The sequence below is a fragment of the Erythrobacter sp. NAP1 genome (assembly GCF_000152865.1).
Taxonomy (GTDB): Bacteria; Pseudomonadota; Alphaproteobacteria; order Sphingomonadales; family Sphingomonadaceae; genus Erythrobacter.
The window spans coordinates 2596009-2615696 of record NZ_CH672390.1 but is presented as its reverse complement, the minus strand read 5'-3'; the positions used below and the strand labels follow the sequence as shown (position 1 = coordinate 2615696).

Here is a 19688-nt window from a genome sequence, read left to right as displayed (position 1 = left end):
CTATCGCTCTATCGACGTGACTGTGCTTGACCTTTTCGGGCCAATGTACACCCGCGAACTTGGCGAGTTTGTAGGCGGCAACTGCGCAGCGCCAGTCTTCATATACTCGGCGCTCGCCTTGATTGTGCCGATGATGTGGCTGTTTCCAGATAAGGGGCGCAGATTTGCGAACCTTGCTCGACTGCGTCCGGTCTACTCCGCATATCACTGGATGATAGCCAACTGCGCCTTCGCCGTGGGTTTAGCTGTCATCGCCCTGCTCGCGGCGAATTTTGTGCTGACCGGCACCATTCCCATCCTACAAGGCATCGACAGGATCGCTTACGCAGCAAGCGCGGGGCCGGTTCATTCCATCGCATATGAATTCAATTTCCTGCTGAATTTCGCGTTTGGGGCCTTCACCGTTCTGCCCCGTCTGAACGGGCGGGGTTACGATCTCCGATTTGCGATGCTTGCGGCGATGCTGACCGCCTATTGGGTCATCACGGGCAATCGCTTCAGTGTCTTTTTCGTGCTGATCTCGTTCTACCTGATGCCGGCAGCGCTGGTGATCATCGCAAGCGCAGCCGGGCGTATTGGCGAACTAGACCGCAACCTGATCGGGCAACGCATCCTGACATCAAGGGTCAGCAAAGCCGGGGCCATACTGGGGCTGGTGCTGATGGTGTCGGGACTGCTCTACAACTCCTATTACAATGTTCGCGACTATCGCGAGCCGCTCCAGGAAATCGAAGAACGCGTTCTGGTTCAACCGGTTCACCTATGGGTCAACGCGTGGGACAGGGTCGATTTCGACAATGTCGCCGACCCGGTCAACGAGCATGCAGCTCGAGAGATCCTCGACCCGATCGATCCGAGCCGAAACAGTACGATCCAATACCTGATGACGCTGGAGCTCGGATACTTTCGTACCGCCGAGCTGACGCAGTTGGGGCAGGCGTATAACGGCGGCTATCCAGAGGTGCATTTTGAGTTGCTTGGCGCCTGGCTGCCTTTTGTGACGCTGCCTCTTGCTGGCATTATCACGGCGTGGTTCCTGAGCCTCTTTCTAAAGCTGCTTTACCGAAATCTGATCCTGACCTCGGTCTTGGGGCTCTACGTCTATTTCGGCATAACGCTCCACTACACAGGAGGGATGCTGACCTTTCTGCTGGCGCCGACATATTGGGTGAAGATCGCACTGTTCCTGATTTGCTGGGCGATTGAGCGGCATATCGTCGAACGTGGCGCGCAATCGCGCGGGCGAGTGCTTTCGAACATGCATCATCCAGTTGCCACTGCCGCCTGAAATGGATCGCAATCTGACCCAAGTCGCCATCGCTATTACCACGCATCAGGTAGTGGGTCGGCGCTGCAAGCGATGAGCGCGGCGGTCGTCATCACAGGAGCGCGAAGCGGTCTGGGGGCAGCCGTTTATCGCTCACTCAGCGAACAGCAGGTTCATTGCATTCCGATCGTGCGCTCGCCCATGCGCGACGGAAATGAACAACAAAGCATCGCCGACCTCGCAGAGCCGCAAGACTGGACCTCGAAACTTGCTCCATTCCTGAGCCACCTCGCCTTTGAGCGCCTTTGGTTCTTCGATATCGCTGCGGTCCTTCCCTTGGGCGGAATGCTCGATGATGGGGCTGCAGGGCGAATGGAGGAGGCGATGATGGTCAATGTTGCAAGCCCCTTCGCCATCGCTGATGTTCTCGCGCCAATTGCGCGGGCCAAATCCGCCTCGCTCGATGTGGTCCATATTTCAAGCGGGGCGGCGAGCCGACCAATCCCCGGCTGGGGCGCATACTGCGTAAGCAAAGCCGCAGCGGCTCTTGGCTGGCAAGTTCTCGCTGACGAAAACAAGGACGTCGCAGTCCACATCTTCCAGCCGGGCGTCATAGCGACCGGCATGCAGACCAGTCTGCGCGAGGCTGACGATCCCGCAGCAGCGCCTGAAGCGGTCTTGCAGACGCCCGAGGAAGTGGCGCGAAATCTTCTCTCGCAAACTGGCTTTGCGCCATGAAGGTCGCAGTCCTCGCTGACATTCACGCCAATCTCGCTGCGCTTGAATTGGTGATTGAGGACGTGCGCCGCGAAGGGATCGAGCACCTTGTCGTACTGGGCGATGTCGTCGGATATTATCACGAACCTAGACGGGTGATTGAAATCCTGTCCGAATTCGATTGCACCGTGATCCAGGGCAATCACGATCGGATGGCTCTGAACGCGCGCCACGATGCTAGCGTGCTTGACGATTATCGGCGGCGCTACGGCTCGGGTCTCGATGCCGTGTTCGAGCAGTTTGACGAGCCGCATTGGGATTGGCTGGCGCGAGCCCCTCAAACCCGCGAGATCGAGCTTGGCGCGCATCGGATTCTCCTCGCTCATGGATCGCCGCTTGATCCTGATGCCTATATATACCCTGATACTCCGCAGCGGATCTTGGGAGAGGTTGCTGGCCGGTTCGCGGGCGACCACATATGGTTGGGGCACACGCACTGGCCATTTCTTCGGCCAGGCGCTCCGACAATTTTCAACCCCGGCTCCGTCGGCCAGCCGCGCGATATCGGCGGGCTGGCAAGCTGGGCAATCTTCCACACCGAGACCGGAGCGATTGCACCGCGCCGAACCGAATTTCCCGTCAAGACACTGCTAGCGCAATGCGAGGTTCGCGACGCCGCCCGCGCTAGCCTTGCCAGCACCCTCACGCGCCGACGCATCGGATGCGGCGCATGATTTCGGGGCCGATCCTCCTCACAGGGGCTGGCGGAGACATTGGCGTCTCGCTCGCAGGCATCCTGCGTGAGGCGTTCCCCGATGCAATTCTGCTCGGAGCTGACTGCGATCCGGCTGCGCCAGGTGCTCTATCTTTCGACCAATTCTTCACGCTGCCGCGAGCTGATGCTCCCAACTATCTGACTGCGTTGCGTGGCCTCGTGCGTGAGAACGCAGCACAGGTCGTGATCCCACTGGCCGAAGCGGAGCTTGCCCGTCTTCTGGATGCAGGTGCAATCGGATTGTTTTTCGAAGGGGCCGTTATGATCACGGCAAACGATCGAGCGCTCTCGATTGGATTGGACAAGCTTGCCACCGCGCGTTGCCTGCAGAAAGCTGGCATTCCGGTGCCCGAAACCGGAATTGTCGGCGTGGATCAACCCGGCGACTATGACCTGATCGTAAAACCTCGCAGCGGACAGGGCAGCAAGGGCCTGCTCCGGATCCGCCGGGAAGACTTCGATTTTCACGCAAAGGCCCGTTCCGGTGACATTTGGCAGCGGTGGCTGAAACGGCGAGAGGACGAGTTTACCTGCGGCCTGGTCCGATTTGGGGGGATGCCAACGCGGAGCATCAGTTTTCGCAGAACTCTGAAGGGTGGGCTGACCGGAAGCGGAGAGGTCGTGCACGATGCGCGCATCGATGCGGTTTGCAGGGAAGTCGCCGACGCACTCGATCTTGATGGGGCGATCAATGTACAGCTGAGGATGGATAAGGGCGAACCGACTATCTTCGAGATCAATCCGCGCTTCTCAAGCACCGTAGGCTTTCGCCACCGGCTCGGTTTTCAGGACTGTGTATGGTCGATCGTCAATCGACTGTGGCTGGCTAGCGGCAGTTATGAGCCACCTATAGCGGGCACACTGATTGAACGCGGCGAACAAGAAATCATCCGGGTCCCCCAAGCCGCCGCCATATGAAAATCGATCTGCTCGCGAGCGCGCAGAGGCTGGAAGTCACGTCATCCCCGTAGAGTCTTTGAAAGCCGCGGCATTGTGGTGCTTGCGACCGGGCAAGCGCACAATTTGGCCGACTGGGGATATCCTGTCAGCGCAGGCGTTGAGCTTCGGTAAGGCGACATTCCGCAGGCTGCTTTCTGACCGGCCTTAGTCGCAAAGCCATCGTTGGGGCTCCTGATGCTGTTCGAACCGTCTCGACACTCGCAGCATTCGTTTCATGAACCGAGGCGAAGTGCTCAAGGCGCGGGCGAACATCGGCCGCATCGAACGCCTTGAGCGCGCGAGATGGTTTGAGCGATTGCCGGACCTTCTCAACACACCTTGAACCAAGAACCCTGCCAGCAATCAGGTTCAATCCCTTTCTTGTCAGTCGATAGCTCGCGGCCTGCGCCCCTGGGGCAACAAGCTCCGCCGAACTCAAAGCTTCAGCGGCACGCTCAGCTGCTCTCGCGTCTAGTGGCCCAAAAAAAGGTGAGATGTCTTTTGCGTTAGATGTGGCTGCGAGTGTGGGTGAGCGATCAATGAGAGCCAGTGCATGCGCGAGGTCTCTTGCATTGTGGCTGACTTTCGTGGGCAGGCTAGCCATAGCCTGCAGCTGCGGATCATTGATGAAGTCCATGGAAATGGCTGGGATGCCGCAAAGACTGGCCTCGACAGCGGTCGTGCAATTGACGTGGAGCATGCAGTCCGATTGCAGCAGCGCGCTCATGGCGCTGCCTTCCCTCACCACCGCGACATTGGGACGCGCTGAGAAAGCCTTTCGATAGGGCTCGCATCTCTCAAACGGGTGAGGGCGAATGACAAAGGAGCGCGAGGGTCTGGCTTCTGCAAGTCTGCCAACAGCCACGATCATGCGATCCATCACGGTTCGGACCGATTTCGCCAGTTCTTCAACTTCATCTTGAGTGAAGCCGGCGCTGCGCAGTGCCTTGTCATCGATACGCCTGCGACCGGTCTGCGCTGGATTTACGATCGGGAAGTTGGTGTTGACCAGCACGCAGTTATTGCGAACGCTGCCGCGCTTGTATCGGGTTGAGGCGAGGTCAAACCGTGGCGCCCCTGATACCACGGCGCGCGAGGGAGCTAAGGCGGTTTTTTTGACTATCGCGTCGCGCAGCCTCTCTCCCCAGAAGAGGTACACCGACAGGCGGGTGTCGAGGCCGCTCTCGCGCAGATAGGCCGCGATCCCGCTTCCAGAAGTCGGTCCTGTTTCCGGCAGCAATCCGCCTTCTGTATCGAGCACCGCCAGAGCGATCCCCCGCGCCGAGGCTGCTTCGACGAGTGCCCGGTTGGCCGGTCGCACGTAGTTGAGCACGATCAGGTCAAGTTCGAGATTGGGCAGGTCAAGATGCTGCGTGTAAAATGGCATGAGCACGACCTCATGTCCCCGCTCACACAGCAACTGAGCGAGCAGGCACAGGCCATCAAGGTCGCGCAGCGGATGGTCGACGACCAGGCCAATCCGCCGCGGCTTCGCGTCCGCAGCGGCGCCAATATTGGCAGCCCCATGCGGAGGGATCGAACCGCTTGCTCCGGAATAAGCGGCGGTGCCGTTCGGAGCATCGAGGCAAAGCGAGGCAGTGGAAGTCAAAACCACGCCTCCAGCCGGTCGAGCGCGGTCCAGAAGCCGGCTCCACTATCCTTGTGGCCCTGCCATATCTCGGGAATGAAGCTTGCCTGAGGGGCGCACTGATCGAGGACATTTGCGACCATTCGAAAGTCGATCGTGCCATCGCCAATCTGCAACCCCTCGCCATCAACGCCAGCTGCATCGACGATATGCAGATGGCGCGTATAGGGGGCGACCCGCTTGAGAAAGGTTTCGAAGCTGGTCTTCAGATGCGTCGCCGCCAGCGCCGAGTGCGAGATATCCAGGCAGATACGAGCATCGTAATCCTCGCAGTACTTGGCGATCTCGTGGGCATGCAGGAAGAGGTTGTGAAAGCGCTGGCCACCAAAATGCCAGGGGAAGGGCGGCATTGTCTGCGGGATGATTTCAACCCCATCGGTATCCAGGTTGGCGATGGCGTCTGCAATCCTGGCATAGCAACCCGGCCGGTCCGCGTCCGGCATCGGACGGTCGGCAGTGAAGCCGCCCGCATTGACGATGATCGGTATCTCGCCGTCAGTGTTGAAGCGTTCTGAGAGAGTGCGGGTCACGTCGATCACGCGCTGCAATTCGGCAATGGACCGCGCGCGATGATCGGCATCAACCGAGCAAAGATCCAACACATGGTCGCCCGCAAACAGTTCGGGGGCATGGACGACAAGATCGATGTCGATCTGCCGTGTTCCCAGAGCCTCTTTGATGTCGACTTCGAGATCCTTGAACGAGAAGTGAAACTCGACGAGATCAAGCTTTGAGGCATCCACCATATGCGTCAGGTCGTGATATCGGACCGGCACGCCAAAGGGCCTTTTGAACGTGTAATTGCGCGCCTTTGTTCTTTCCTCGTCGAGGTCGCTTGGGAAGAAGAAATCGCCGGCTTTCATGTCATGCTTGGCAGCGCAGCCTAGAAGGTCTTTGCGACGGTATGGCTCAAGCCCCTGTCCCGGGCTGCGCACGGCGAAATCCTCATCGCAAAGCATCGCGCCGCGCATGATCGGGCGCGCGGCGACCAGGCTTTTGCCGAGCACTTCGCGGTTCATCATCTCGCCCTGAGTGACGACGCGCGGACCGCTTGAGCCCATCGCGGCCTCTACCTCGCGCACCTGTTCGACCATCGCCTTGAACTCGGCAGGGAGCAGGCTCACGCGGTGATCGTTGCCTTCCATGCCGCGATCGAGCGTGAAATGTTTCTCCACCACTTTTGCTCCGCGCGCGACGGCTGCCACGGGAACATGGTATCCGCGTTCATGCCCGGAGTAACCGACCAGGCCATTCGAAAGCTTGCCGAGTCGCTCCATGAAAGACAGGTTGATGTCCTTGAACGGGGCGGGATATGTCGAATTGCAATGCAAGAGCACAAATGGCGATCCGTGGCGCCGGAGGAGGTTCGCCGCGTCTTCTATCTCGGCCTGGCTCGACATGCCGGTTGAGCAGATGAGCACCTTCCCGGTCCGCGCAAGCGCACCCAGCAACTCGTGGTTGGTCAGGTCGGCCGACGCCAGCTTGTACGCTGGCAAGCCATAGTCTTCGAGGATGGAAAGGCTGGCCTCGTCCCACGGCGTGCACAGCGGCTGGATACCGACCGATTTGCAGTGATCGAAGGCCTCCAGCATCTCCTCGTTGGTAAGCTGCATGCGCGCCAGAAGGTCGAGCGTGTACTGAGCGCCCAGATCCGCGCTCTGATCGCCGGCATCACCTCCTCCCCGGTAAAGCGAGGCCATGTCGCGCATCTGGAACTTCGCGCAGTCGGCGCCAGCTTCGGCGGCAAGCTCGATCAGGTCCTTGGCAAGATCGAGGCTGCCGTTATGATTGTTGCCGATTTCTGCGATGATGTAGCACGGCTCATCCTCGCCAATCGAGCGCGCGCCGATCGAGATCCGCCGCGCATCTTCCCAAGCGACGGCAACCACGCGGTCCTGTGCATCAAGCACCGGCACGAAGCTCACCCGGTCTGAGAACATCGCCTCGATTGCGCCATCATCCATTCCATCGCGCGCGGCAGTGAACCGCGTGTTGGCGACGCTGAGCGCGGTCACATCGAAATCGAACCGGTCTGCCTCCACCAGCCAGCGGCGAACATCGCCGTCGGTCAGCACCCCTTCAAGGCGACCAGACTGGGAGATGCACAAAACGCTGCCTCGGCGATTGTCGCTGATCTTGCGAAGCGCCACCAGAAGGTCTTCTTCGGCAAAGACCACATAGGGCCGCAGGTTGGTGTCGATAATCATGCCGGGATCGCCTCCGACATCAGTGTTTCGAGCAGGCGGAAATCGGCAAGGCTGTCTATCTCGAAGCCTTCCTCCTCGCTGGTTTCTAGCAGCGCGATTTTACCGCCGAGACGATTGCGCTCCCTGACGAGCACGTCGCGCCGGGTCAGATAGAGCGATCCGGTTTCCCGGTAATGGCGCTTGTCAGGGGCGATGTCCTGACGTCGCGGCCGGTTGTCATAATCATATAGCGCACGCACCGGCGATTGCCGCCAGAAGAAGGCGTGGCTCTCCGTTACGGTGAGCAAGCTATCCGCATTCTCGGAATTGAGCTGGGCGAGGGCGCGGGCACTCATTTCACGGGCGCGTAGCGGGGAGGTTGGCTGGAGCAGCGCAACACAATCGTAGCTGCGCCCCATGTCCTCCATCGCATGGAGAGCGTGGAGCATGACGGGCTCGGTTGGAGCCGTGTCCGTCGCGAGATCCGCAGGTCGCAAAAACGGCACCTCAGCCCCGCACCCGCGCGCGATTGCAGCGATTTCGGGCGAGTCGGTGCTTACGACGACATCGGCGATCGCATCGCAATTGACCGCATGCTCTATCGACCAGACGATCAGCGGTTTGCCGGCCAAGATGCGAAGGTTTTTGCCCGGAAGACCCTTCGATCCACCGCGTGCTGGAATAATAGCGAGTACTCTCAAAGCGTCTCTCCGTCCGTGGAATTTGGAGTGGCTGCCCGCTCGAACCGGGCGCTTTCGATCAGGACGCTGATCGCTTCGCCGTTCGCGGCTATTGCAAGTCTGAGCGATTGGTATGGGCAGCCCGGTGGAACGGTGATTGCAAGGGCGGCGCCGGGCGAAGCGATCAACGCCTGCGCTGTGCCGGCGGTCCACTCACGCCCTTCAGCCAGGCAGACAGTCTCGAGCGAGAGCCGCCCCCCTTCGCCGCGCAGATCGCCGAGCGACAGGCCCAGAACATATTGCCCCGGATCAAGCCGCGTGATTAGGCGCGCTGCTTCACCTGACCTGTGTGTCTTGGCGAAGAGCTCGACCACTCGATCGCGCGATCCGACCTGTCTTGCACCTGTGTCGATGTTGTCGATTAGTCGCCAATCCAGCGGGGGAAGCCACGTGTTGATAAGGCGGCCCGGGTCTTGGGGCATGGGGGAATAGGCTTCGTATGCGCCGAACGCTCCATCGAAATCGCGGCTACTGACAAGACGGTCAACCAGAGGAGCGCCGTAATCGATTGAGCGCGCACGGGAGCGTTCTGGAAAGTGCCGGGCGATGCGTGCGAATAGCGATGCTGAACCGCCTGGCCCGACGGCATGCTGGGCGAGCCTTTCGCCCCAAGCAGGATCGCGCTCCAGAATTGGCCGAAACGCTGGCTCGAAGTCTTCGAACCGTGTTGCGCTTAAAAGCAGCGGGAATATTGGATCATCCAGTGCCCGGGAAATGACGAGCGCTTCATTGAGCGTCTCAAGACCGCGTCGCAGGTTGCCATCTCGAAATTCGAGTTCGGCAGTGTGCGCAGCGGCGCCAACGTCGCGCCGCGAAACTCGGCGGGAAAGAGCGAGCAGGCTGCGCTGCTGAGCGCGAGAGGGGCTGGCGATTGCAAGTTGGCGCAGGGCGCCGGGCGAATAAGGAGTGTTCGCCAAGCTCGAACGGGCACTTGTTTCAAGTCGCGCCCGAACGTTCGGCGAAAGCCTGTCTAGTCGTGCAGGGAGCGAGGAGAGCTCAGTCGGCTCGCCTCCGTGTGCGATCGGCGCTGCCGCGGTCTGCAGGGATTGAGCCAACACCGCGTCAGCTGCCCTTACCTTCGCCTTGGCATGCGCCGGATAGAGCCGTTGAGCTGTTACAGGGTCGGTGGCGACCAGTGTATCGGCAAACGACAGGGCGCCGCTCACAAAAGCGAGCGGCATCAGGAACAGAGCCGTAACCGCGACCCGCCTCGGTCGCAGTTGAGGCGCGCCAGGACGCTTTGTGCGAAAACCGCTGGAGGCGCGCTCAGGCTGCACCGCGCTCATCCTCCAGTCGGTCTGAGTAGGAATAGGAGTAGCTGTACCCGTACCCGTAATGCGAGGATCGCTGATCGAGTTTGGTAAGGATCGCGCCGACAATTGGCGATCCGGCTGCAGCCATGCGCTCAAGAGCGGAAGTCAAACCACGTACGGATACGCGTCCAGCCTCGGCGACGAATATGACAGCCTCGACCGCCTGGCTGACCAGGGGAGCATCTGCGAGCCCGATGACGGGTGCTGAATCAACGATGACGTGGTCGTATTCCTTCGCCATTCGCGCCGTAAGCTCTCGCAGCCGATCGCTCGAGAAAAGCTCCGCTGCGCTGGGAACGCTCGGGCCTGAGGCCATCAGGTCGATATTGGGACGAACGTTCTGGATCAGAGCGCCGACTTGATCATTTCCGGCAAGGTAATTCGACAGGCCGACCTTCCGGTGCGTGCCAAGATATGCGTGCGCCGAAGGATTGCGCAGATCGGCATCGATCAAGAGCACCCGCTTACCCATTCGGCCAAGCACAAGCGCGAGAGCTAGCGCGCTCAAACTTTTGCCCTCGGCCGGTTGCGAGCTCACCAGCATGAAGCTTTTGGGGACGCCTTGTGTGGTCGTGAACGCAAGGCTTGAGCGGATCGCGATATAGCTTTCGGCAATTTCGGTCTTGGGATCGGCGACCAGCTCGACCGGATCTTCATGATCCGGCACCTGCGGGACACTTCCAAGAAGGGGAATGCCGAGCGCTTCGTGCACCTTGCTTGGATCACTCAACCCCTCGGTGCTCTGTTCAAGAAGGAAAACCAGTCCGCCAGCGCCGATTGTGCCTGCAACGAGGGCCAAAGCCATGTTCAAAAGCAGGTTTGGCGAGGACGGGCGCTGGGGCGGCTGGGCTGTATCGATGACGGCGATATTGCTGGCCGAGACCGCGGCCACTCCGATCTCTTTGTAGCGTTGAAGCAGGCTGTCGTAGAGTTGGCGATTGGTGTCGGCTTCGCGCTGAAAGATGTTGTACTGGATCGCGTCGCGGCGCTGCGACAGCACCTGGCCGGACAATCCTGCAACCCTTGAGCGCAGCTCTGCCTCCCTCCTTTGAGCGGCGAGAAAAGCTTCGTCGGCGGCGCGGCTGATCCGCGCTTCTTCGCCCGAAATCGCGCTGTCGAGTTCGGCTATCTGGTTTTCAAGAGCCAGAGCGCGTGGATAGCCGGGCTCGAACTGGACCATCAGTTCGGCAAGCTCGGCAGCGCTTACCGCACGCTGTTCGCGGAGCCTGGCGAGGGTGGTGTTTGTCTGCGCAGACCCGCTATTTCGCGCGAGAGCCTGCGCCTCGACGCGCTCACCGGTTGCGGCGATCAGCTGAGCGTTCAGTCCCTGAAGGTTTTCAGATGCCAGCGTGTGTTCGCGGATCTGCGCTGTGCCCTGACCGCCGCTGTCCGATGTCAGGGTGATGATCCCCTGCTGCGTGGCGAAGTCGACCAGCGCTCGCTCGGATTGTTCGACCTTTGCGCGGAGTTCATCGAGGCGGCCTTCAAGGAAGTTGCGCGCCTCGGCAGTGGAGTCGAATTTGCGCGCAATCGACTGCGCGATGAATTCATCGACCCAGACATTGGCGATGCGGGCTGACATCTCGGGATCGTAGGAGGAATAGTCGAGGTCGATCAGCGATGAGCCGCGGATCGGATTGACCGAGACGTTTTTGAGGAGCGTCTCGATAGCGATCCGCTCGCGAGCACTCACGCTGCGGCGCGCATCCGTGAGCGGGGCGCTCGCGGCTCTGGCGCGTGCGTTCACCTGATCCGGCTGTGCGAGTGACGATTTATCGATGGCAGCCGGATCGACGCCGTGCGCGTTCCAGAAATCTTCGTTGCGATCGAGCTTCAGGCTTCGCACGACCCGTTCCGCAAGGGAGCGCGCTTCGAGCAATTCATATTGCGTCTGATAGAATTCGAGATCGCGCCCGGCATTTTCGGATTCCACGCCTTGGACATTGGTCACATTGGCCTGTTCGCGGCTGACCTGAACCTGTGTGGTGGCCGTGTAGGTCGGGCGGGTCAGCAAGGTGATGACGAGCGCCGCCATCACTGCTGCCAGGGTTACGGCCAAGATGACCCATTTGCGCCGCCGTAGCACGTCGAGATACTCAACCAGCACCGGCCGCATGCCGCCTCTCTCTCCACTGGCAGAAAGGTCTGGGGGGAGCAGGGCCGCGGGCGCTGCGAGCGGGCGCATCGGGACGAGATTGGTGCTGTCGGTCATGATTGCCTCACCGGCCCGTTCGGGCGCGCTTGTTAGTTCTGCAGCAGTGCGATGATCGGGGCGGTCAGCAGCGGAGTAGCTGCAAGGATGTCGCGGAAGAGGCGACGCGAATTGGATTCGCCCACCACCACAACGTCACCGGCGTAGATCTCGGGATCGGAGTAGATGCCGCGCCTGATCGCACCCAGATTGTAGAGCGCGGCATAGCGTTGTCCGCCTGCCTCTCTGAAGACGACGACGTCATTGACCTTGGCAAATTCGGTAAGGCCGCTTGCCGTTGCGACGCCCTGCATCAGTGTCATCCGTCCGATAACCGGGTAAAGCCCCGGCTCACGCACCTGACCGTCGACCGTGACCACCTGGCTGACGGTTTCTTCAAGGTTCACCGTGACCTGGGGGTTGCGGATGAATTGTGCGCTGAGCGCGCTTTCCAGTTCAGCTTCGATTGCGCTTGGCGTTTTACCTGCCGCTTCGAAACTGCCCACGAGCGGAAATGACACCCGCCCGGCAGCGTCGACTTGCACTTCGCGGTCGCTGAGCTCCTCGATGCCGAATACGTCGATCCGAAGCTTGTCGAATGGACCGACATGGTAGGGGCGCGCCGCATGGCTCGCAGCGCCGGGCACGGGCGTGGGCAGCTGTGAGGCGGAGACGACATCAAGCCCCGGAGCGCCGCCAAGGGGCGGGGCCGATGCGCAGGCTGCGAGCAAGTACGATGCGCACATCAGGACGCCAATCCGTGCGAAAATGCCTTTATGCGATGCCGGTGTCGTAGCCATGATGCATTCCCCCTCGGTCATTCCCGACCGCGAGGGCGGCCATGGATCATGCCGCCAGTTTCGCGGCCGGATCGGCTGTGCGAGCCGTCTGTTTGAGCGGGCGCATCGCCGATGCATCAGGGCTACTCTCTGGCGCTCGGCCTGCAATCCAGACCAGCGCCAGAATGGAGACAGTCGCGAGCGATGGAGTTCTCAACGGATAGTCATAAAGGCAGGCCAGGGCGACCAGACCGACAGTGACCATGCCGAGGTGACGCAAGGTGCGGTCAGCCCCGGAGCTGTGCGAAAATGCGCGCAATCCCCTAAGCGAAAGCCAGGAAACGCCGACCACGGCAAGTAGGGCCGCGGGCAGCCCTCCGGTCAGCGCGATCTCGAGAAAATCGTTGTGCGCGTGATTGATGTAGGAAGGACCCAAAGTGGAGGAAGTCTCACCCGCTTCGAACACTTCAACAAAGGTGCCGATGCCAGAACCGACGGGGAAATGCTCCGCAGCAAGCTCAATCACGCGAGGCCAGATTCGCATCCTCAACTCATCGTCCGCGTTGCCGCCCGAAATCAGCCGCCCGAATGCATTGTTGGCTGTCAGAACGCCTGTGAGAGCTGCCAGCGCAAGGGTTCCTGAAGCTGCGGCGAACAGTCCTAGTACGGTTCTGCGCGAGCTCTTCCTCGCCCCATCAGCTGGGCGCGCACTGCTGTGAAACCACCAAGCAGCGCCGAGCGCCAGGATGCCCAAGGCTAGGCCAGCACGCGACTGCGTGATGATCACGAATGGCACAAGCGAGAGCGCCCCGAACAGTGCAATCACCGGCAATCGCAGCGCATGCCGTCGCTCGACGGTGATCAAGCCTGCAAGCCCGCCAAGCAATGCGATACCGATGGCGAGGAACACCGCGTTGTGGTTGCGATTGGCGAACAGGCCGACTGCGGAATCGGCATTGGTGATCCGGTAAAGATAGAAGGCATTTCCCGGCCCTCCGATTATCTGAAGAAGGCTTACGAAGGCGCTGGCAAAGGCGAGCAGCGCCAGCGCGAGCGCGGTCAGGCGCAATTGGCTGCGCGAAAGGCTCAGCGCAAGCATCAAGGCCGCCGCCGGAACCGTGAGAGAGAACAGGCTGTTCATCGTGCGGTGCGGGACGAGACTTATCGGGCGCCACTTGTCTTCCAACCCCGTGGCGGCGTCGATCGCGACGGCAAGCTCGCGGCCGGGGAGTTGGTGCCATAGGGCTGGTGGCAGTGGGACAAGGTGAATTGCTGTCAAAGCGATCCAGGCCGCGGCGAGCGCTACAAGGCTCTTGTTGGCGCGCAGCTGGTCAGGATCGAGGATGGCAATTGCGTAGCCTAGCACCGCGATAGACCCGACCCGCAAAACCGCGAGCGATCCAATGTCGGCCCGCGCGCCCCCTCCAAGCAGGAACACGAAGGCAAGGTAGAAGAGCATTACCGCCAGCGGTGGCGAAATCGACGAAGCTCTGGGCATCATCGAGCGTTCCTAGACCTGCGTCGGCTGTTGGTTCGGAGCGTCGACAACGGCCCCGCTAGCGCCGCGTGAAGAGCCGCTCTCGAGTATCCGCACCGCTGGCCGGGAATAGGCTCTACCCCGCGCAGTCCGCTCTTGGGCCGAGAGGCGCAAGGTCGGCGCCACAATTCGCAGCGCGCGTTTGCAGGCGCCTACATCTGCGCGCGCGATCGCGATCTCGATTTGTGACAGCACCTGCGCAACAGTTGCCGCATGAGGAGCGGTGTCTGCACCCTGCATGATGCGTGGGTGTTCGGTGGCTGCGGTGGCTGCGTCGATCAACAATTCCTCGAAGAGCTTTTCACCCGGCCGAAGTCCGCTTTCGATGATCGCTATGTCGCCGGTCGGATTAGCAGCATCGCGCACCGACAGGCCGGACAGACGCACCATCGAGCGCGCGAGATCCCAGATCTTCACCGGCTCGCCCATGTCGAGAAGAAAGACCTCGCCCCCGCGCGCCATCGCGCCCGCCTGGATGACAAGCTGCGCAGCCTCGAAAATGGTCATGAAATAGCGAGTTACCTTGCGGTCGGTGACCGTTACCGGTCCGCCCGCTTCGATCTGGCGTTGGAAAGTCGGGACAACCGAGCCGCTTGATCCCAGGACATTGCCGAAGCGCACGATAGCAAAGATTGCAGCCCCGCGGCGGCGCGCAAGGTCCTGAAGGACAACTTCGCACAAACGCTTGCTCGCACCCATCACATTGGGAGGGCGCACCGCTTTGTCAGTGCTGATGAGCACGAAACGCTCTACGCCATGCCGCTGCGCAGCCTCAGCCATCAGGCGGGTTCCAGTCACGTTGTTTCGCACCGCTTCGAGGACGTTTTCCTCGACCAGCGGGACATGTTTGTAGGCTGCCGCATGGAAGATCGCATGCGGGGTAAACTCGGCAAACAGTCGATCGACCGCGCTCGCCAGTGAGACGTCGGCAAGGCGTTGATAAACAGAGGGCCGCGTTGCGGTGTCACGCGCGGAAAGGCTCGCCTCAAGCTCACACCCGATGGAGAAGAGCGCAAATTCGTTCGCTTCGACGAGGATCATCGCTGCCGGGTCCTGCGCAAGGACTTGGCGGCAGATTTCTGAACCGATCGACCCGCCAGCGCCGGTCACCATCACGACTTTCCCTGAGATTTCACGAGATAGCAGGTCGCCATGCTCGGGCACGGCCGCGCGTCCGAGCAGGTCTTCGATCGCGACCGGGCGCAGCGCAGCAGCTGAAATCCGTCCATCCATCACTTCGCGCACCGGCGGCAGGGTTTGCACGTTCACGCCCATCGGTTCGAGCGCGGCGATGATGTGCTTGCGCCGTGCAAAACTAATCGCGGTGATCGCGATGACGATATCGGTGACGCCAAGCTGTTCGACGAGCGTGCAGGTCTGCGACGAGTGATAGACCCGCGCGCCGTCGAGAAAATGCCCGTCCTTGGCTGGGTCATCGTCGACGAACCCGACCACGCGCATCGCGGGCTCTGCAGAAAGCGACGAGGCAAGCTGCTGTCCGGCGGCGCCTGCGCCGTAGATGATGACCCGTTTGACGTTTGCATGGCTCGCACGCGCGCTGAACAGGTCGACCAGCACATAGCGCCCGACAATTCGGGAGAGGGTGACGGCCATGAAGAACAGGAGCGGGGCAAGGATCGCGAGGGTGCGCGGGATGCCGTCGTGAGCGACCACCGTAAAGCCCGCGATCAGCGGCAGTGTCACCAGCATCGCCGACACCATGAGGGACACAATCGCCCCGCGCCCTGCAAAGCGAAAGATCGAGCGATAGGTGCCGCGCCGTAGCGCTATCGGAAACCAGAGAGCGGTCATGGCAAGCGTGAGGAGCGCAAACCCCTCTCCCGGAACGTGGAATTCCCCGAGCCTCAGCGAGAAAGCGGCCCAGACTGCGAGAGCAGCGAGGCACACGTCCAGCGACATGACCGCAAGTCTCTTGAGCCGGCGAGGCCAGAGCATGGAGCCGGCTGCGAGGTTGACCCCAATGTCGACAAGCGCCGACACGCGCGCCTCAAGCGCGCTCGCCATATCGCCCGTTTTTGCGCTGCTTTGCATGATCTGCCCCCTTCCGGCGCCCAAGGTGCAAGTGTCGCGCCTAGTGCTGGATGCTGTCGGCGCGAACCACCTTGACGAATGTCAGAGCCAGAATGCGACAATCGAACAACAGGCTCTGACGCCTGTGATATTCGCCATCTAGAGCGACCTTGCGTTTGAGTGTCAAAACGTCGCGCCCGTTGACCTGCGCCCATCCTGTGATGCCCGGAGTGAGCGCGTACGATCCGTTTTCTCTACGCATTTCAATAAGATCGTCCTGATTGAACAGGGCCGGGCGCGGGCCCACGAGGCTCATGTCGCCGACGAGAACGCTCCAAAGCTGAGGCAATTCATCGAGGCTGGTACTGCGCAGAAAGCCTCCGATCCCGGTCAGAAGGCTCGCGCTGTCTTGAACCAGATGGGTTGGTAGCTGCGGCGCGTCTGTGCGCATGGTCCGAAATTTGGGCATTGCAAAAAGGCGCGCGCCGCGACCGTAGCGCTGTGACCAGAAGAGCGCCGGGCCGGGGGAGTCGAGCCGGATTGCGATCGCGATCAGAACCATCAGCGGGGTGAATAGAAAGAGACCCGTCGCAGCAACGATGATATCCAGCAAACGCTTCATTTCTTTGCCCTTTTGCCGTTGGCGCTCGCAGCGCCCTGCGGTTAGGCAAAGCTCAGCGTAAGCGCCTCATCCATGTCGACCCGCGGCTCCCACCTGAAAATGCGGGCAAACCTCGAGCCATCGAAAGCGGCGTTACCGGTCAGGCTGCTTGCCCTCTCGCCCAAAGCGGCGCGCGCAAGTGGCTGCACGAGCGGTCTTGGCCAGTTCCATACGCGCCCCGAATGGTCGGAGAGCGCGTTTAGCTTTCGATAGAGGGTGCCTACGCTGATCGGGACGCTGTCGGTCACGATAAATGATCCGTTCCGGTGGGACCGGGCGCTTGTCACGACGGCGTCAGCGATATTGCCGACGAACGCGATGCTCCGCGCATTGTCGATGCGGCCGATGGGCAAGGGCACGCCAAGCCGGGCAGCACGCGCGAGCATTGCGAACCATGCGCCCACGTCCGGGCCGTAGATCGCGGGCGGACGCAATGAAACCACCGAGAAGTTCTCGCTGACCAACTCGGCAAGCGCCCTGTCAGCCGCCAGCTTGGCCTGCCCGTAAGGTGTGGTGGGGGAAGGAGCGCTTTCATCGTCGAGCACCTCACCCGGCGCGGTTGCACTGGCAAGCGCGGCAACCGAACTGACTTGAACGAACCGTCCAACCCCGGCGTCGCGTGCGGTCTTGGCCAGTTGGACCGGCAGTTCGGCATTCATCGCATGGAAGGCGGCCCGAGCCTTGGCGGGGTCCTCGCGCTTCAACACGTGGACCCGCGCGGCGCAGTGGATCACCGCATCGACGCCATCAAAGTTCAGACTAGACCCACCGAGCAATTCTCCGCTCGCCTGCACGTCGCCGGCGCCCGGCACAGCCGCGCCCGAACGGCTGGCGGCGATCATGTGGTGCCCGTACTCGGCCCCGCTCGCGACGACGGCGCGGCCCAGAAAGCCGCTCGCTCCCGTCACCAGCAGGCGCATGGCGCGCGTCGTTCCTTATACGCTCAGGATACGGCGATGTCGGGTGCGTCGACCTGCTTCATGCCGACGAGGTGATAGCCTGCATCGACGTGATGAACTTCTCCCGTCACGCCCGATGACAGGTCGGAGAGGAGATACAGGCCTGCGCCGCCCACGTCGTCCAGCGTGATGTTGCGGCGAAGCGGTGCGTTGAGTTCGTTCCACTTGAGGATATAGCGGAAGTCGCCGATCCCGCTCGCCGCAAGCGTCTTCACCGGCCCTGCGCTGATCGCGTTTACGCGGATGCCCGAGGAGCCGAGATCGTTGGCGAGGTAACGCACGCTCGTCTCCAGCGCCGCTTTCGCCACGCCCATGACGTTGTAGTGCGGCATGACCTTTTCCGCGCCGTAATAGGTCAGCGTCAGGATCGATCCGCCGCTTTCTGGCATCATCTCGGCCGCGCGCTTGGTCACCGCGACCAGCGAATAGGCCGAAATGTTCATCGTCATCAGGAAGTTGTCGAGGCTGGTATCGACATATTTGCCGCGCAGCTCGTTCTTGTCGGAAAAGCCGATGGCGTGGACGACGAAGTCGAGGCCGTCCCAGTGCTCCTTCAGCGTGTCGAACGCCGAGTCGAGCGAGGCCATCTCCGACACATCGCACGGAATCGTAATGTCGCTTCCTAACTGTTCGGCGAGCGGCTTCACGCGCTTGAGCAAGGCTTCGCCCTGATAGGTGAAAGCCAGCTCGGCGCCTTGTTTGGCGAGCTGTTTGGCAATGCCCCAGGCGAGCGACTTGTCATTCGCAAGCCCCATGATCAGCCCGCGTTTGCCCTGCATCAGCCCTTGACCCGACATCTGTGTACTCCCTTTTGTCGCCCTTACTCGGGCCCTCCGTGCGCGCCTGTCTTCGCAAGCCCGGCGCCGATTTGCGCACCCGCATCGGGCCTTGCTGCATCGGCCGGCACGATCGAGCTGTCCTTTTCCGGTTCAGCCAGCGCCGCATTCAATTCTGCCCCGATAACGAGGCCGAGGCCAACGAGCCAGAAAAAGAACAGTGCAATGATGATCCCCGCCATGCTGCCATAGGTGAGATCGTAAGTGAAAAAACTGCGCATGATCGGCGGCAGCGCGATAGTAACGCCAAACCACCAGACGGCGGTGAATAGAGCGCCGGGCCACTTTGGATAGACCTTCGCGCGGTATTCAGTCGGCGTCAGCGTGTAAAACAGCAGATAGAGCGAGAGCATCAGGCCCGCAGCGGGAACGACCCGCGACAGCCGCAAGGTGCCGAGCGCTTCGAGCAATTGCGGAAAGCGCTCCATGATGACGACCTGCGCGGTCCCGATCATGACCTGCGCAAATAGCGAGGCCATCAGCACCACCACCGCGCCAAGGATGATCCCGGCAGACAGCAGGCGATATCGCACGAAGGAATGGCGCGCGCGTGTGCCATATGCGCGGCGCAGGATGTCGCGGATCGATTCGATCAGGCTCGAAACGGTCCACAGCGCAACCGCTGCACCGAACCACAAGAGCCAGCCGGTCCGCGCATAGACGACGTCCTCTGCAACCGGCGCAATCACCTTGGCCGCGCTGGGCGGCAGGCCCGCCACGACCGTCTGCACCATTGAAACGGCGAGATCGCGCCCGCCAAACAGCTCGAACAGGGCAGCGCCGAGGATGAAGAACGGGAAGATCGCCAGCATCGAAAGATAGGCGAGATTGCCCGCGTGAATGAAGCCGTCCTGCCACGTCCCAACCAGCGTGCGACGCACCGTTTCGTAGATGCGCGTTCCGGGCCCCACATGGTGGAGGATGAACCAGAAGACGCCCGGCTGGCGAGGCGCCGGTTCACCCGGATCGGAGAAGAAAGCCTGTCGTTCGAGCGCGCGGACGCGGCGCGCCTCGGGCGAGAGCGAGCGGACTTCCGGCCCGCTCCACGGGTCGTCATAGACCTGCAATTGCTCTGGGCGCATCGTCACGAATGCTTCGCCTTTCGCCCT

General features: G+C 61.3%; 16 protein-coding genes. 4 read left to right on the top strand and 12 right to left on the bottom strand.

Features of this window, described 5'->3' with window-relative positions:
- Positions 1-124: 124 nt before the first annotated feature.
- The 4 genes from NAP1_RS12475 (at position 125) to NAP1_RS12460 (ending at position 3677) form a co-directional block, all read left to right on the top strand.
- Complete coding sequence (locus NAP1_RS12475; protein WP_241761253.1) at positions 125-1288, top strand: DUF6418 domain-containing protein; 1164 nt, start codon at positions 125-127, stop codon at positions 1286-1288.
- Positions 1289-1360: 72 nt separating this feature from the next.
- The gene (locus NAP1_RS16040) at positions 1361-2005 is read left to right on the top strand and encodes an SDR family NAD(P)-dependent oxidoreductase (RefSeq protein WP_007165668.1); all 645 of its coding nucleotides are present in this window, start codon (positions 1361-1363) and stop codon (positions 2003-2005) included.
- Positions 2002-2718, top strand: coding sequence for a metallophosphoesterase (locus NAP1_RS12465; protein WP_007165667.1), 717 nt, complete (start codon positions 2002-2004; stop codon positions 2716-2718). The genes NAP1_RS16040 and NAP1_RS12465 overlap by 4 nt, the downstream gene beginning before the upstream one ends.
- On the top strand, positions 2715-3677 hold the full coding sequence (locus tag NAP1_RS12460) for an ATP-grasp domain-containing protein (protein WP_040465013.1): 963 nt from the start codon (positions 2715-2717) through the stop codon (positions 3675-3677). The genes NAP1_RS12465 and NAP1_RS12460 overlap by 4 nt, the downstream gene beginning before the upstream one ends.
- Before the next feature lie 127 nt (positions 3678-3804).
- Here the strand turns inward: NAP1_RS12460 and NAP1_RS12455 are convergent, their stop codons facing one another.
- The 12 genes from NAP1_RS12455 to NAP1_RS12400 form a co-directional block, all read right to left on the bottom strand.
- Complete coding sequence (locus NAP1_RS12455; protein WP_007165665.1) at positions 3805-5307, bottom strand: surface carbohydrate biosynthesis protein; 1503 nt, start codon at positions 5305-5307, stop codon at positions 3805-3807.
- Positions 5304-7553 carry an N-acetylneuraminate synthase family protein gene (locus NAP1_RS12450; RefSeq protein ID WP_007165664.1) on the bottom strand — a complete coding sequence of 750 codons (2250 nt, stop codon included), beginning with the start codon at positions 7551-7553 and terminating at the stop codon, positions 5304-5306. Before NAP1_RS12450 ends, NAP1_RS12455 begins: the two co-directional genes overlap by 4 nt.
- Positions 7550-8233, bottom strand: a complete 684-nt coding sequence (locus tag NAP1_RS12445; protein WP_040464456.1) for a cytidylyltransferase domain-containing protein — start codon at positions 8231-8233, stop codon at positions 7550-7552. Before NAP1_RS12445 ends, NAP1_RS12450 begins: the two co-directional genes overlap by 4 nt.
- Complete coding sequence (locus tag NAP1_RS12440; RefSeq protein WP_156777271.1) at positions 8230-9189, bottom strand: hypothetical protein; 960 nt, start codon at positions 9187-9189, stop codon at positions 8230-8232. The genes NAP1_RS12445 and NAP1_RS12440 overlap by 4 nt, the downstream gene beginning before the upstream one ends.
- Before the next feature lie 349 nt (positions 9190-9538).
- Complete coding sequence (locus NAP1_RS12435) at positions 9539-11797, bottom strand: polysaccharide biosynthesis tyrosine autokinase (protein WP_007165661.1); 2259 nt, start codon at positions 11795-11797, stop codon at positions 9539-9541.
- Positions 11798-11829: 32 nt separating this feature from the next.
- A complete protein-coding gene (locus NAP1_RS12430) occupies positions 11830-12576 on the bottom strand; it encodes a polysaccharide biosynthesis/export family protein (protein WP_050750489.1) in 747 nt (248 codons plus the stop codon).
- 46 nt (positions 12577-12622) lie between these two features.
- Positions 12623-14056: an O-antigen ligase gene (locus NAP1_RS12425; RefSeq protein WP_083776290.1), complete on the bottom strand. Its 1434-nt coding sequence runs from the start codon at positions 14054-14056 to the stop codon at positions 12623-12625.
- 9 nt (positions 14057-14065) lie between these two features.
- Positions 14066-16144 carry a nucleoside-diphosphate sugar epimerase/dehydratase gene (locus tag NAP1_RS12420; RefSeq protein ID WP_007165658.1) on the bottom strand — a complete coding sequence of 693 codons (2079 nt, stop codon included), beginning with the start codon at positions 16142-16144 and terminating at the stop codon, positions 14066-14068.
- A gap of 40 nt (positions 16145-16184) precedes the next feature.
- Positions 16185-16745: a sugar transferase gene (locus NAP1_RS12415; protein WP_007165657.1), complete on the bottom strand. Its 561-nt coding sequence runs from the start codon at positions 16743-16745 to the stop codon at positions 16185-16187.
- Between the two features lie 41 nt (positions 16746-16786).
- The gene (locus NAP1_RS12410) at positions 16787-17704 is read right to left on the bottom strand and encodes an NAD-dependent epimerase/dehydratase family protein (protein WP_007165656.1); all 918 of its coding nucleotides are present in this window, start codon (positions 17702-17704) and stop codon (positions 16787-16789) included.
- Positions 17705-17727: 23 nt separating this feature from the next.
- A complete protein-coding gene (gene fabI, locus NAP1_RS12405; protein ID WP_007165655.1) occupies positions 17728-18540 on the bottom strand; it encodes an enoyl-ACP reductase FabI in 813 nt (270 codons plus the stop codon).
- Positions 18541-18563: 23 nt separating this feature from the next.
- A complete protein-coding gene (locus tag NAP1_RS12400; protein ID WP_007165654.1) occupies positions 18564-19661 on the bottom strand; it encodes a YihY/virulence factor BrkB family protein in 1098 nt (365 codons plus the stop codon).
- Positions 19662-19688 lie beyond the last annotated feature (27 nt).